At 41.2% G+C, this 14,165-nt stretch carries 13 protein-coding genes; 9 read left to right on the top strand and 4 right to left on the bottom strand.

Going from position 1 to position 14,165, the window contains the following annotated elements; translation table 11 throughout:
• Positions 1-6 precede the first annotated feature (6 nt).
• Positions 7-504, top strand: a complete 498-nt coding sequence (locus H8B17_RS05765; protein ID WP_190308168.1) for a dihydrofolate reductase — start codon at positions 7-9, stop codon at positions 502-504.
• Here H8B17_RS05765 and H8B17_RS05760 read toward each other — a convergent pair.
• Positions 473-1,495: a D-alanine--D-alanine ligase family protein gene (locus H8B17_RS05760; RefSeq protein ID WP_190308167.1), complete on the bottom strand. Its 1,023-nt coding sequence runs from the start codon at positions 1,493-1,495 to the stop codon at positions 473-475. The genes H8B17_RS05765 and H8B17_RS05760 overlap by 32 nt on opposite strands.
• Before the next feature lie 261 nt (positions 1,496-1,756).
• On the opposite strand from H8B17_RS05760, the gene H8B17_RS05755 reads away from it, so the two are divergent.
• The 4 genes from H8B17_RS05755 (at position 1,757) to rpsA (ending at position 5,988) form a co-directional block, all read left to right on the top strand.
• The gene (locus tag H8B17_RS05755) at positions 1,757-2,512 is read left to right on the top strand and encodes a PASTA domain-containing protein (RefSeq protein WP_190308166.1); all 756 of its coding nucleotides are present in this window, start codon (positions 1,757-1,759) and stop codon (positions 2,510-2,512) included.
• 6 nt (positions 2,513-2,518) lie between these two features.
• Positions 2,519-3,562, top strand: coding sequence for an endolytic transglycosylase MltG (gene mltG, locus H8B17_RS05750; protein ID WP_190308165.1), 1,044 nt, complete (start codon positions 2,519-2,521; stop codon positions 3,560-3,562).
• 10 nt (positions 3,563-3,572) lie between these two features.
• Positions 3,573-3,977 (top strand): acyl-CoA thioesterase, encoded by a 405-nt coding sequence (locus tag H8B17_RS05745; protein WP_190308164.1) that lies wholly within the window; start codon positions 3,573-3,575, stop codon positions 3,975-3,977.
• A 76-nt stretch (positions 3,978-4,053) separates the two neighbouring features.
• Positions 4,054-5,988 (top strand): 30S ribosomal protein S1, encoded by a 1,935-nt coding sequence (gene rpsA, locus H8B17_RS05740; RefSeq protein WP_190308163.1) that lies wholly within the window; start codon positions 4,054-4,056, stop codon positions 5,986-5,988.
• A 69-nt stretch (positions 5,989-6,057) separates the two neighbouring features.
• On the opposite strand, the gene H8B17_RS05735 is transcribed toward rpsA, so the two are convergent.
• Positions 6,058-6,597, bottom strand: a complete 540-nt coding sequence (locus H8B17_RS05735; RefSeq protein WP_190308162.1) for a hypothetical protein — start codon at positions 6,595-6,597, stop codon at positions 6,058-6,060.
• Positions 6,598-6,894: 297 nt separating this feature from the next.
• On the opposite strand from H8B17_RS05735, the gene H8B17_RS05730 reads away from it, so the two are divergent.
• Together H8B17_RS05730 and H8B17_RS05725 are read left to right on the top strand one after the other, a co-directional pair.
• Positions 6,895-8,877, top strand: coding sequence for a tetratricopeptide repeat-containing sensor histidine kinase (locus tag H8B17_RS05730; protein ID WP_190308161.1), 1,983 nt, complete (start codon positions 6,895-6,897; stop codon positions 8,875-8,877).
• Positions 8,874-9,491, top strand: coding sequence for a response regulator (locus tag H8B17_RS05725; RefSeq protein ID WP_190308160.1), 618 nt, complete (start codon positions 8,874-8,876; stop codon positions 9,489-9,491). The genes H8B17_RS05730 and H8B17_RS05725 overlap by 4 nt, the downstream gene beginning before the upstream one ends.
• 54 nt (positions 9,492-9,545) lie before the next feature.
• On the opposite strand, the gene gyrB is transcribed toward H8B17_RS05725, so the two are convergent.
• A complete protein-coding gene (gyrB, locus tag H8B17_RS05720) occupies positions 9,546-11,504 on the bottom strand; it encodes a DNA topoisomerase (ATP-hydrolyzing) subunit B (RefSeq protein ID WP_190308159.1) in 1,959 nt (652 codons plus the stop codon).
• A gap of 352 nt (positions 11,505-11,856) precedes the next feature.
• Between gyrB and H8B17_RS05715 the strand changes: the two genes are divergently transcribed.
• The gene (locus tag H8B17_RS05715) at positions 11,857-12,480 is read left to right on the top strand and encodes an OmpH family outer membrane protein (RefSeq protein WP_190308158.1); all 624 of its coding nucleotides are present in this window, start codon (positions 11,857-11,859) and stop codon (positions 12,478-12,480) included.
• A gap of 76 nt (positions 12,481-12,556) precedes the next feature.
• Positions 12,557-13,459 carry a CorA family divalent cation transporter gene (locus tag H8B17_RS05710; RefSeq protein WP_190308157.1) on the top strand — a complete coding sequence of 301 codons (903 nt, stop codon included), beginning with the start codon at positions 12,557-12,559 and terminating at the stop codon, positions 13,457-13,459.
• Here H8B17_RS05710 and tsaB read toward each other — a convergent pair whose 3' ends face one another.
• Complete coding sequence (gene tsaB / locus H8B17_RS05705) at positions 13,460-14,164, bottom strand: tRNA (adenosine(37)-N6)-threonylcarbamoyltransferase complex dimerization subunit type 1 TsaB (RefSeq protein ID WP_190308156.1); 705 nt, start codon at positions 14,162-14,164, stop codon at positions 13,460-13,462.
• Between the last annotated feature and the right edge of the window lies 1 nt (position 14,165).

Below are 14,165 nucleotides of genomic sequence, written 5' to 3'. Positions count from 1 at the left end.
CAAACGATGAGTAATCTAAAAATAACACTGATTGTTGCTGCAGCAGCGAACAATGCTATTGGAAAAAACAATAAGATGCTATGGCATTTGCCAGACGATTTTAAATATTTCAAGCAGCATACCCTAGACCATTCTGTTGTCATGGGGCGAAAAACATTTGAATCTATAGGGAAACCCCTTCCACAACGACGCAATATTGTATTAACAAAAGATCTAAATTGGTCTGCTGAGGAAGTCGATGTCGCGAATTCGCTCGACGAGGTACTTACGTATTGTCGTGATGAGAGAGAAATCTTCGTCATCGGTGGAGCCAAAATTTATCAACAGGTGCTTCCGTTCGCGCAAAAGATTTTATTAACCCGGGTACATACGACGTTAGACGGTGATGTCTACTTTCCGGAGCTTCCACAAACAGAGTGGAAAAAGGTAAGTGAAGAAAGACACGCACAAGATGACCGACATGCATATGCTTTTACGTTCGAAGTGTGGGATCGGGTGCTATAACCGCTTCAATCAATTCTGCATAAAACTCGCTTTCTTTCATACCTAATGCGCGAACTTGCTGTGGGATAAAACTTTGCGGCGTCTGGCCAGGGATCGTGTTAATTTCGATAAAGTAAAACTTATCTGTATCCTTTTCTAAAAAGAAATCAACCCGCACCATGCCTTTGCAGTTCAACCGTATATAAATATCTCGAATAATTCGGGAAGCTCTTTCTTTCTGCTCCTCTGTCAAGTCAGCAGGTGTGATTTCTTCCGTTAAGCCCGCCACATACTTTGCTTCAAAATCAAAAAACTCACGCGTCGTACGAACCTCCGTCGCGGGTAACACCAGCAGCTCGCCTTTTGCATTTCGAAAAATACCTTGCGAAAATTCACGACCTGTTACAAATTCTTCGACAAGAACCTGACAGCCTGTATTTGCGGCGTCAAAAGCTTTATCCAACGCCTCTTGTAGTTCGGATGGCACTTTCACTTTTGACATTCCTATACTGCTTCCACCGGCATTGGGTTTTACGAAATAAGGTAAAGTTAGATTTTTCTGCACAACATCGCCCGCTCCCTGCCGATCGGGTCCAAACAGCAAAACGGATTTTGCCACATAGAGATTTTGGATACCGGATATAACGGCTTTGGTGTACTCCTTATTCATGGTTAACGCAGATGTCAACGCTCCACAGGACGTATAGGGTAACCCAATCATATCGAGATATCCCTGTAACCGTCCGTCTTCTCCCGGTGAGCCATGTAAGATAATAAAAGCGACATCAAACATGACGATATCCCCGTCGATATCCAATGAGAAATCTTCTCTATTGACCGAAATCTTAATTCCGGCATCCGTTACATGAAACCAACTATCCAACGTGATCGTTATCGGATAGACCGCATACTTTTCCTTATCGAGTTGCGCCTGTACAAATGCAGCACTTTTAAAAGAAACCTCCGCTTCCCCGGTATAACCTCCGGTAATCAAAGCTACTTTCGTCTTCATATTCTTTTTGTTATTATCTAAAGATGAGCACACAAGCTCGGTTATCTAAAGATGCATCCACCGACTGGCGGACTCCTAAAACCTCTCATCCTGACGAAGGAAGGATCTTTTCCAACTCTTCACTTCTTTACCGTTTATTCTTAATTAATGTTAAACGAAAACAAATATAACTTGTGTTACGGGGAAAAAAGAATAATTTTGTGTATTATATTGCATGTTCGGCCCATAGCATAATGTGCTTTAATTATAGAGGAACAACACATGTCGAAATTATTACTGTATCTCCGAACGGATACTTTTAGAAAAAATTTAATTGGAGCGCTAATTGCGCTCGCACTCCTGTTTTTAGGTGTTTATCTCGGGCTTCAATGGTATACAAAACACGGCATTTCGATTGAAGTACCGCAGGTAAAAGGGTTACATATCGATGAAGCTGTCAAAACATTGGAGAAAGCGGATTTGGAATATTCAATTGATTACGTATATCAGATGGATGCGCAACCGGGGCTCGTCATCGATCAGGATCCGGATCCGAAATCACAGGTGAAAAACGGGCGGACGGTCTATTTGACCATTATCACTGAAACGCCACCAGAGGTAGCCTTCCCAGACATCATTGAAAAAACGTGGATAGAGGCATCTGCAATTTTGAGAAACCAGTCTCTTAAAATTGCGGACACCGTATATATTGCGGATATTGCACGAGATGTTGTTTTGGATGTTAAATTTGCTGGACAACCATTAAAAGCCGGACGACTTATACCGAAGGGCTCTCAGATAACGCTTGTATTGGGTAACGGTCGGGGAGCCGACGATGTTGAAGTGCCTAATCTTGTCGGCTTATCGTTAAGTGAAGCACGATTTGCCCTTTCTGGCGTGGGGTTAAACTTAGGAAATATCTCCTATGGGGGAATAATAACCGACTCGTTATCGACAACTATTACTTCTCAACAACCGGATAGTACGGCCGGTTTTATAAGCTTAGGCAGTGCGGTAAACGTAACGTTATCTAATTAAAGAAACATGGCGATAAAGAGAAGAGGTTTTCGAAAAATATTCGGCATTATACTCCTGTTGCTAGTCATCGTAGGCGCTGTAATGGCGTGGATAGGCTACCAAGCTTTCATGGGGCCTAGCGTCAGTGACAAACAGGAATATTTATATGTCAAGACAAGCGATACCTTCGACGATGTGTTGCATACCGTTACCGAGCAACAAATCGTCAAAAATCCCGATTTTTTCCGCTACGTAGCCGAAACAATGGAATACCCCGGAAATATTAAACCTGGGCGTTACAAACTTATCGAAGGTATGTCTAACCGACGCTTGATAGGGAATCTTAGAGGCGGATATCAGGAAGCGGTTAAATTTCGGTTTGAAAACATCCGCTTGAAAGAAAACTTCGCGGCCCTGCTAGGAAAAAACTTCGAGGCAGACTCCGCCTCTTTTATCGAGATCTTAAATAAGGAAGATATCGCAGAGTCGTACGGTTTTACCGTGGAAAACTTCTTCACGATGTTTGTGCCGAATACCTACGAAATTTATTGGAATACGGCTCCCAATAAAATTATTGCTCGGTTCCATGATGAATACAACAAATTTTGGACAGCCGAACGTAAAGAAAAAGCAACAGCTATTAATTTAACGACCCAAGAAGTCAGTATCCTCGCTTCTATCGTCAAAGGAGAAGCGTTGCATACGGATGAAATGCCCGATATTGCCGGGTTGTACCTCAACAGGCTGGAAAAGGGGATGTTATTGCAAGCAGACCCCACGGTCATTTTCGCAAATAACGACTTTACAATTAGGCGTGTCCTCAATAAGCATTTAACTGTCGACAATCCATATAATACGTATCGATATAAGGGGCTACCTCCAGGACCAATTATGCTTCCGAGCATTGCTTCTATCGACGCTGTCCTGAATCACCAAAAGCACGAGTACATTTATATGTGTGCCAAAGATGATTTTTCGGGTTACCATAATTTTGCTAAAACGCAGGCAGAACATTTAATAAACGCACGAAAGTTTCAACGCGCGTTGAACGAACGCAATATAATGAGATAGCAGGAGTAGTATGTTTACACACGAAACCACCCTACGCATACGATACGCAGAAACAGATAATATGGGGTATGTGTATTACGGGAATTACGCTGCGTTCTATGAAGTAGCACGTACAGAAATGCTCCGTAGCACCGGAATTTCCTATAAGGAATTGGAAGACATGGGCGTCATGCTACCCGTTACTGATCTGGTTTGTAAATATTATCAGCCCGCTCGATACGACGATCTGATCACGATCAAAACCTCTATTAAGGAAAAACCTTTAGTACGTATTCAGTTTGAATATGAAATATACAACCAAGATGGCGTACTGTTGAATACAGGGTATACACAACTCGTCTTCGTTGATATGAAAAAGAATCGGCCCTGCCGCGCTCCGCAGATTTTCCAAGAAAAAATGGAGCCTTTTTTTTAATATAATCTATTGTAAATAAAAGTTTTTCGTATCTTTGCAGTCCTTGCAACGCAAGGAAAAGGAGAATTAATAATTAATGGCAAAAAAACAAGAAGCAGAAAAAGAGTTAGCGGCGAAAAACGCAGAGCTACAAGGTGCTGACACTAAAGTAGTGAAAGACACTGAAGAAATCGAGTCTGAAGCAGATTCAAAATTAATCGACGACATCAAGTCTACAACTTGGAGCACACCAGAAGGTGACTTCGATTGGGATTTAGATGAAAAAGCGTTCGGTAACTATAGTGACGCAGAGCGTGCTAAATTAGAAGAGCAGTACGCTGGAACGTTCAATCAAATCAACCAAGGTGAAATTATTGAAGGTATCGTTGTATCGATCAATAACAAAGATGTTGTATTGAACGTAGGCTTCAAATCAGACGGCCTTGTAGCATCCTCGGAGTTCCGCGACTTACCTGACTTGAAACCTGGTGATAAAGTAGATGTGTTTGTAGAATCGCAAGAAGATGCAAATGGTCAACTCGTATTATCACGCAAACGTGCTAAAACACAAAAATCATGGGAGGCCATCAACGAGGCATTGGAAAACGATGCTATCATTGACGGTTTCGTTAAATCTCGTACAAAAGGTGGTTTAATTGTGGACATCAAAGGTGTAGAAGCTTTCTTGCCGGGTTCACAAATCGACATCAAACCTATCCGTGACTACGACGTATACGTCGGTAAAACGATGGAATTCAAAGTGGTTAAGATCAACCATGAGTTTAAAAACGTTGTTGTATCACACAAAGTATTAATTGAAGACGACCTAGAAAACCAAAAATCTGAAATCGTTGCTAAGTTAGAAAAAGGACAAGTATTGGAAGGTACTGTTAAAAACATTACAGATTTCGGTGTGTTCATCGATCTAGGTGGTGTTGACGGTTTACTTCACATTACAGATATTTCTTGGGGCCGTATTGAACATCCGAAAGAAGTCTTGGCTTTAGATCAAACAATCAACGTGGTTGTATTAGATTTTGACGATGAGAAAAAACGTATCGCTTTAGGTCTTAAACAACTATCAGAGCATCCTTGGGAATCTTTAGATACGGAACTAGCTGTTGGTTCTAAAGTAAAAGGAAAAATTGTTACCGTAGCAGACTATGGTGCATTCCTTGAAATCATTCCTGGAGTAGAAGGCTTAATTCACGTATCGGAAATGTCTTGGTCTCAAAACTTACGTTCTCCACAAGAATTCTTGAAAGTAGGCGATGAAATCGAAGCAGAAATCTTAACATTAGACCGTGAAGAACGGAAGATGAGCTTAGGTATTAAACAATTGACACCGGATCCTTGGAAAAACATCACAGAGCGCTACCCAATCGGATCTAAGCAATCTGCTGTTGTTAAAAACATGACCAACTTCGGCGTGTTTGTAGAGCTAGAAGATGGTATAGATGGTTTAATCCATATCTCTGATCTTTCTTGGTCTAAGAAAATCAACCACCCTAACGAATTCACTAAAGTAGGTGAAACATTAGAGGTTGTTGTTTTAGAGCTTGATGAAGAAAATCGTAAACTTTCTCTGGGACACAAACAATTGGAGGAAAACCCTTGGGATACATTTGAAACCATCTTTACAGAAGGTTCTATCCACGAAGGTACAGTAATCAAAGTTGGTGACAAAGGTGATATCGTTGCATTACAATATGGTGTTGAAGGCTTCTGCCCTAACAAACACTCTATCAAAGAAGACGGTAACCCATTGAAAGTTGACGAAGTTACTGAGTTTAAAATCATCGAATTCAACAAAGAGAACAAGCGTTTGGTTATCTCTCACTCACGTATTTGGGAGGACAAAAAATCAGAAGCTCGCATCGAAGAATTCAATAACCGTAAAAAAGAAGCCAAAGCGGCTAATTCAGCTGTGAAAAAAGTAAAAGACTCTGTTGAGAAATCTACATTAGGTGACTTAGATGTTCTTGCACAATTAAAACAGCAAATGGAAGGTGACGAAAAGAAATCTAAATAATTTAGATTGATCTTTATACTTCAAAAGCCCCGATTGGAAATCCATCGGGGCTTTCTATTATAACCTTTATTAGAACTTGAATGTTAAACCTGCATTCAAGACAGACACACCATATCCTAATTCGGCATAGACACCCATGCTGTTGCTGAAGAACCATCGACCACCTAAAAACCCACTGAATCCCATACCACTACCGTAGCTATTGGCCATGGACATATCATCGCCATCGGACGAATATTTAACGATATTATAGCCGAGCATGACGCCGCCATACACATCCAATTTAGGAACTGAGGTGAACCCGTTGTAGTGGTAGGCTCCGCGTGCCCCGACTACGATATAATTCCATTTGTAGGTATAATTACCGCTTGCGTATTTGTAACCGGTATTACCGACATAGCCGCCTAAACTAATAATTCCGGGTCCACCGACATCCCAAACCCCATGGTCAATCGAGGCGCTAATAGCAGGACGTGCCTTACCAAGCCCGCCAAGTGCGGTTCCTAGCCCCACACCAATATTGGCAGTAGTCGTTCCTTTTTGAAATGGCTGCGCCTCCGCAGCTACGGCCATAAAAATAGCCAGAAGAATAAAGATTGATTTTTTCATTTTTGTTAATTGTTATTTGTTATAAAGTATTGTTGCCATATCTAAAAAACCGTAAGCCTGAGTTTAACCTAACAGGCAGTCTAATTTTAACTAATCGATGAAGAACGACTCGAGACTTACGGTCCACTGCCTGCTTTTTATTGTTTAATTTTTCACATCTCTCGATATGGTAAAGGCAAAGTTATAAGAGGTCGGACAGCTAGCTTACCCCCAAAAGGGGGTTTTTATTCATGGTAAATGCGTTACCTTTGTTATCATTAAACTAACACAAATGGATAACCCTTTATAGATAGGTTGATGAAAAGACATGTATATAAAACGACAAATCAATTCTGGCCATGGCTCATAATTCTCTTGGGATTTAGTTTGCCATTGAACTCACTAGGACAATATATAGACTCCTTGATTTTGGAGCATACGGATAGTCAGGGGAAATTGAATATAACAACGCTATTAGAAACGGAAAAAAAACGAGTTTATAGCCACCCTACGGAAACCTTCAATCTTGCAAAGAAAACGCTTTCTATTGCAAAAAGACAAAGAGTTCCGCTAGAACTCGCACAAAGCTATCAATTTATGGGAGTTTGCTATTTTCAGATAAAAGCAGATTACGATTCGGCTATTTATTGTTTTGGAAAAGCACAACAACTCTTCCGTTCGTTGAACCAAAAAGAGGCTGTTGAAGGCCTTGCGATGGTTTTTCATAATTTCGGCACAATCCAACAAGTAAAAGGGGAATACGCAGGCGCAATTGATGATTATATTCAGGCGTTGAAATTATTTGACGAAGTTGAAAACACAAAATTTTATGCGTATACCCTGAACAATATCTCGACCATGTATGCCCTTGTTAAAGATAACCAAAAAGCAGAAAAGTACGCCCGCGAATGCATTTCGCACGCGCAGCAAATCAATGATAGTTTTATGGAAGCGACCGGGAGCATTGCGTTGTCAGATGCCTTATTACAGCAAGACAAATACCACGAAATAATTCCTTTGCTAAACAAAGTTTTAGAATATGGAGAGCGTTACAATGACCCCTATAAGATATTGTTGTATCACTTAAATTACGGCACCTATCTTATGAAATATAAAAAAGACTATCTATCAGCCGTGGTAGAATACGAGAAGGCCACAGAATTAGCGGAATCGATAGGCGATGAATGGGAGCTCATGCGGCAAAACGCTGCACTATCGGAGGCTTACTTACAAAATGAACAATATGAAAACGCTTGGTTAGCGGCTAAAAAAACTTTACAGTTAGCCGAACAGTTGCAATCAAAAGATAAAAAAGAAATCGCGTTATCGGTCGGGGCACAAGTGAGTGCTAACAACCTAAATTTTGAAATGGCCTATCAGCAGCTGTTGCAAGCGTATACACTTAAAGATACGCTCTATAATGAAGCAAGTCAACAACAAACTTCGTTTTTGGAAACAACATATCAAACGGAGAAAAAAGAACTCAAAATAGCAGGGTTAGAAAAACAACGAAAGCTTTATATTTTACTAGGTGTTGCTGGGGCGACTATATTTCTCATCGCACTTGCCTTTGCATTCATCCGCTATCGTTTGGCCGTTTCCAAAAGAAAACTTGCCGAGAAAGAATCTCAACGACTGGAACAAGAGAAGCAATTGGTGGCTGTACAGGCCACCTTGGATGGTGAGGCGGCAGAACGAACTCGCCTGGCGAAAGATCTCCATGATGGTTTAGGTAGTATGTTATCGTTGGTAAAATTTAATCTGCCTCAGATGAAGGGAGAGGCAGCCGTATTGGAAACCATTGATGTATCTCGCTTTCAAAAAGCTCTTGGTATGCTGGATGATTCCATACAGGAACTGCGGCGCGTAGCCCATCACATGATGCCAGAATCATTACTGCGTTACGGTTTAAAGACTTCCTTGACCGATTTCTGCATGGCGATTTCTACAGCTGATTTTCACTACTTTGGTGATGAAACCCGGTTGCCGGAAAAATTAGAAATTATGATCTACCGTTGTATCCATGAGCTGGTTAATAATGCGCTCAAGCACGCTGAAGCTAACCATATCCACGTGCAGCTGGTGCAGGAAGAAAATCGAATCTCTTTTACGGTGCAAGATGATGGTAAGGGCTTCGATCAGAAAAAGATTGCAAAAGGGATGGGCTTACAGAATGTACAGCAACGGGTGGAGGCCTTTCAAGGGAAGATGAATATCTATTCTTCTGAGCAGGGCACGGAAATTCATGTCGAGTTGGACCATACACAAAAGGATGAAGCTCGGGGAGAGAACAGAAAATGAAAATGATTAACGTAGCTATTGTAGACGATCACAAAATCCTAACGGAGGGGTTACAGAGTCTTATTCAAGATTCTGGTATAGCTCAGGTTGTTGGTGTAGCGCATAGCGCCACGGAGTGTCGATTATCCCTTGGTTTTTGGAAACCAGATATTCTATTGTTGGACGTAGGTTTGCCTGATACGAGTGGACTGGATTTTTGCAAGGAAATAAAAGAACAATTCCCCAAAATCAAGGTATTGGCACTAACGACACATAATGAATATGCCATTGTTCGGCAAATGTTAGATAACGGTGCTTCTGGATATCTCATTAAGAACGCGATGGCGGATGAAGTATTGATGGGGATAGAAGTCGTTGCTGCCGGTGGAACGTTTCTTTGCCATGAGATAGACTTGTTGATGAAACGGCCTTCAGAAAAAAACATCTGGCTAAGCCCGCGGGAACGAGAACTGCTTCGTCTTATTTCAGAAGGCTTGACCAATACAGAAATTGCTGACCAAATCTTTTTAAGTCCGGAAACAATCCGTGGTTACCGGAAAAACCTCCTATTAAAACTGGGTGCAAAAAACACAGCCGTATTGGTTAAAATGGCTATCGAACAGAAACTGATATAGTATATAAAAAAATCCCGATCTGGTTTAGATCGGGATCGTGCATCAACCTATGTGTTATACGTCAATTTTTGCGTATTTCGCATTTCTTTCGATAAATTCTCGTCTCGGAGCGACTTCATCTCCCATCAACATGGAGAAGATACGATCGCTTTCCGCAGCATTTTCGATGGTCACCTGGCGTAAAGTACGCTGGTCTGGATCCATAGTGGTTTGCCATAACTGTTCGGCATTCATTTCACCAAGCCCCTTATAACGTTGCACGCTGACGGAATCTTCCTTTCCCGTGCCTTTCAAACGCTGGATAGCTGCCAGACGCTGGTCTTCACTCCATGCGTACTCGGACTCTTTCCCTTTCTTGACCTGATAAAGCGGTGGTGTTGCTATATATACATAACCCTTCTCTATCAGCTCTTTCATGTAACGGAAATAGAAAGTCAAGATCAGCGTTGCAATGTGTGAACCATCGACGTCGGCATCCGTCATGATGATGATCTTGTGATAACGTAATTTCTCTATATTCAGGGCTTTGGAATCTTCTGCAGTCCCGACACTTACGCCCAACGCCGTAAACATATTTTTTATTTCCTCGTTTTCATAAATCTTATGTTCCATGGCTTTCTCAACATTCAAGATTTTACCCCTTAAAGGCATAATGGCTTGAAAACGGCGATTACGGCCTTGCTTAGCTGTTCCACCTGCCGAATCACCCTCGACGAAGAAAATCTCACATTTTTCCGGGTCAGTATCTGAACAATCTGCTAGTTTACCAGGAAGACCAGACCCTCCCATAACGGTTTTACGTTGTACCAGCTCTCTTGCTTTACGTGCAGCGGCACGTGCTTGGGCTGCTATGACAACTTTCTGTACAATGGTTTTTGCCTCCCTTGGGTTTTCTTCTAGATAAATACCCAAAATCTCCCCCACAGCCATATCAACAGCCCCCATCACTTCGTTATTTCCCAGTTTTGTTTTGGTTTGTCCCTCAAACTGTGGTTCGGCTACCTTAACGGATACTACCGCAGTTAAACCTTCCCGAAAATCATCGCCTGTTATATCAACCTTCAAGTTTTTCAATAAACCTGATTTATCCGCATAGGCTTTTAGCGTACGAGTTAATCCCCGTCGGAAACCCGCTACGTGTGTCCCTCCTTCAATGGTATTAATATTATTGACATAGGAGTGTACGTTTTCTGAATACGTCTCATTGTACTGCAGAGCGAGTTCTACAGGCACCCCTTGTTTGATACCCTCTACATATATCGGTTCCGGAATAAGCGCCTGACGCGTTCCATCCAAAAATTTAACAAATTCACGCAAACCACCCTCCGAGAAAAACTCATCCGACTTACGGGATCCATCTTCATTCATCTCGCGCTCATCTATCAGCGATAAACGTATGCCTTTATTTAGAAATGCTAACTCTCGTAAACGATTGGCCAATGTATCGTAGTTGTACGTAATCGTCATCGTGAAAATATCGGGATCCGGCCGAAAAGTGACAATGGTCCCCGTGATTTCACTTTCTCCAATTTCTTTCACATCATACAAAGGTTTCCCTTTTTCATATTCTTGTTGAAAAATCTTTCCCTCACGATGTACCACGGCAGACAAACGGGTAGACAGCGCGTTTACACAAGAAACCCCTACACCATGCAAACCACCAGACACTTTATAGGTATCTTTATCAAATTTACCCCCGGCATGCAACACGGTCATCACTAATTCCAGAGCCGATTTATTCTCTTTCCTGTTGATACCGGTAGGAATACCTCGTCCGTCATCCTTAACAGAAATGGAATTGTCACTGTGAATCGTAACTGTAATTTCTGAACAATACCCCGCAACCGCTTCGTCAATAGAGTTGTCGACCACCTCATAAACCAAATGATGTAAACCTTTAACACCCGTATCGCCAATGTACATGGAAGGTCTCTTACGTACCGCTTCCAGACCTTCTAATACCTGAATATTGTCTGCAGAGTACGTTGATGAATTCTTATTTTCTTCGCTCATGAAATTAAATTAAAATGAGTATCGTTTAACATCCAAAAATACGATTTTTTTCCCTAAAAATCAAGAGATGATATCTATACAATCGACCTCATCAAAATCGTAAATAACGATAAAACAAGGTTGATTCTGTTGGCTATAACGTCTTATTTCGCCAAGAAATAATAAAGAACTTCTAAAATTTGATTTTTTATCTTAGGTTTGTTTTCTGAAAACTATATTAGAATGAAATATCCACGATGGCTAAACGTACACGAATGACGGCAAAGCAGTATGTCCACCAGTCCGCGATAAAAGTGTACACAAATATGACTGGATATTCCATATGACCATTAAAAAAACAAGTTATATACATATGAATAAACTACTTAAAACTGTAACAAACGTATCTTTAGGGTTAGTCGCCGTTTTGGCTATAGCTTCCTGTAATCAAAATGCGAATACCGGAGCCACGAATACGACAAATGATTCGACGGCATCGGTAGCGAACGCTAACGAAGGAGAGAAAATCGTTTATATAAACGCTGATACGTTATCCGAAAAATACGAATATTACAAAGATGTTAGAACGAAGCTCGAAGCGAAGGTCAAAAAAGCACAAGGTGATTTACAAAGTAAAGGACAAGCCTTCCAACGTGAGGTTGCTGAGTATCAACAAAAAGCGGCTACCATGAGTGCTTCTGACCGCCAGGCTACCGAAGAAAGACTTGCTCGTAAACAAGACGAATTGGGCCGTCTAGACCAAAATGCTTCCGCTTCGATTGCGCAGGATGAATCGACTGAGTTCAATAATGTGTATAACACGATCTCGGAGTATTTGAAAAAACATGCAGAAGAGAAAGGCTATGAATTAGTATTAACCTACTCCGTCTCCAACCCTACCGTGTTATATGCGGAAAAGAAAAAGGATATTACCACCGAAGTAGTAGCGGCGTTAAACAAGGAATACCAAGACAAAAAAGCGAAAGAAAAGAAATAAGAAAATTCAAACAAATAAGGCTATTCTAAGAATAGCCTTATTTGTTTTTATATATTTATGGATAATTGTAACGCATATGGTACGTACTATCTTAGATGCTGGCAATGCGCCTTTCGACTGGATCGATATATCCGAACCTACACTGGAAGATTTCGCAACGCTCAAGACGACATATCAATTGCATGAAGCTTCCATTAAAGATTGTCTACAGGTAGGACAGTTGCCTAAGATCGAAGAATTTGAAAATTATCACTTTCTCATCATCCGTTCGATTCCGACTAAATTTGACAACTTTTCCGATACCTTAACGGAAATAACCGAACGCATATCTGTATTCTTTAGTGATAAGTTTGTCATTACGGTGCACCGTGGAAATGTCGAGTACTTGGAAAAACTTGCTGACAACTTTCCGTTTAACAAGCTTAACTCCAGCAAGCTTTTAATCAACCACCTTACCTCAGAAGCACTAAAGACCTTTGAAAACCTGGTTATCAACAAACTGAATACCCAATTGGACAGCTATGAAGAAATGGTTTTTTTAAACCGGCGGAAAAGAGATTTCCTCCGCCAGCTGTATCATATTAAACGTCAAATAGATCTTATTCGTATTATTTTGACACTTTACAAAGACATCGTAGATTTCTTCCACTTATCGGCATTCAAAAATATTTATACGCAGGACTTAAAAGATATTTATGCCCGCTCATCTACTTTATACCGCAACATCTCGGAAAATACAGCGCAACTGCTTTCGGTTTATTTCAATATAGAGTCCAATCATACGAACGACATTATGCGCACCTTAACCATTATATCGGTATTTTTCATGCCGCTTACATTCATCGTAGGTGTATATGGTATGAATTTCAAAAATATGCCCGAACTGGAGTGGTACTATGGTTATCCGGCAATAATGCTAGCGATGGCTATTCTTGCTGCACTTATTTATTATTGGTTCAAAAAGCGCAGATGGTTATAGCTAACGTCTTTTTGGAGTCGTTGCGATAAAATCTTTCAGATAATACGGCTCAAAATAAACCACATCCTCAAAGGCGCCCTGCCTGAATTTTTGGAAGGCTAGGCTATCGAAAAATGACGCGGCATTACGAAATCCCATTTTCACCTGTACGTCTGCCCTATTTTCGAAAAGTGTCTCAAATTTGTCCGCACCGCTCCCAAAGAGAATATAATACCGATCTCTTGTTTGATTGGCAAACGAATTTTCATCTATGATACAGGCAGCTGTTTCTTTCATACATTGCAACTGTTCATTATATTCGGCCATATAGACTTCCATCCGACGTGCATCAATCATCGGAACCAGAATAGAGCTTATATCTGCTAGGTTATCCTTTTGCCGAACAAATCCGTGCGCCATCGCTTCCAGCGTATTGACAGCAATTAATGGAAGGTCGAGCGCATAACACAAACCTTTAGCTGTCGAAACACCTATTCGGAGACCGGTATAGGAGCCAGGGCCCTTGCTCACCGCTACGGCATGCAGGTCTTTCCGGCTAACGTCTGCCCTTTCTAAAGCTTCTTCAATGAACAACGTCAGATAACTTGCATGTAAATTAGGACCGTCTGCTTCCACTTGAGCAATGGTTTCACCATTTTTACTGATAGCGACCGAACACACCGGCGTCGCTGTTTCTATTTGTAAGATGTACGTATTTTCAGTCATA

The organism is Sphingobacterium arenae, assembly GCF_014692505.1.
Taxonomy (GTDB): domain Bacteria; phylum Bacteroidota; class Bacteroidia; order Sphingobacteriales; family Sphingobacteriaceae; genus Sphingobacterium; species Sphingobacterium arenae.
This window is presented reverse-complemented; position numbering and strand designations above follow the sequence as displayed.

Bases quoted from the DNA above. Each gene is read 5' to 3' on its own strand.
- H8B17_RS05765 (WP_190308168.1), top strand. From the start codon at position 7: ATGAGTAATCTAAAAATAACACTGATTGTTGCTGCAGCAGCGAACAAT.
- H8B17_RS05760 (WP_190308167.1), bottom strand. From the start codon at position 1,495: ATGAAGACGAAAGTAGCTTTGATTACCGGAGGTTATACCGGGGAAGCG.
- H8B17_RS05755 (WP_190308166.1), top strand. From the start codon at position 1,757: ATGTCGAAATTATTACTGTATCTCCGAACGGATACTTTTAGAAAAAAT.
- mltG (WP_190308165.1), top strand. From the start codon at position 2,519: ATGGCGATAAAGAGAAGAGGTTTTCGAAAAATATTCGGCATTATACTC.
- H8B17_RS05745 (WP_190308164.1), top strand. From the start codon at position 3,573: ATGTTTACACACGAAACCACCCTACGCATACGATACGCAGAAACAGAT.
- rpsA (WP_190308163.1), top strand. From the start codon at position 4,054: ATGGCAAAAAAACAAGAAGCAGAAAAAGAGTTAGCGGCGAAAAACGCA.
- H8B17_RS05735 (WP_190308162.1), bottom strand. From the start codon at position 6,597: ATGAAAAAATCAATCTTTATTCTTCTGGCTATTTTTATGGCCGTAGCT.
- H8B17_RS05730 (WP_190308161.1), top strand. From the start codon at position 6,895: ATGAAAAGACATGTATATAAAACGACAAATCAATTCTGGCCATGGCTC.
- H8B17_RS05725 (WP_190308160.1), top strand. From the start codon at position 8,874: ATGAAAATGATTAACGTAGCTATTGTAGACGATCACAAAATCCTAACG.
- gyrB (WP_190308159.1), bottom strand. From the start codon at position 11,504: ATGAGCGAAGAAAATAAGAATTCATCAACGTACTCTGCAGACAATATT.
- H8B17_RS05715 (WP_190308158.1), top strand. From the start codon at position 11,857: ATGAATAAACTACTTAAAACTGTAACAAACGTATCTTTAGGGTTAGTC.
- H8B17_RS05710 (WP_190308157.1), top strand. From the start codon at position 12,557: ATGGTACGTACTATCTTAGATGCTGGCAATGCGCCTTTCGACTGGATC.
- tsaB (WP_190308156.1), bottom strand. From the start codon at position 14,164: ATGACTGAAAATACGTACATCTTACAAATAGAAACAGCGACGCCGGTG.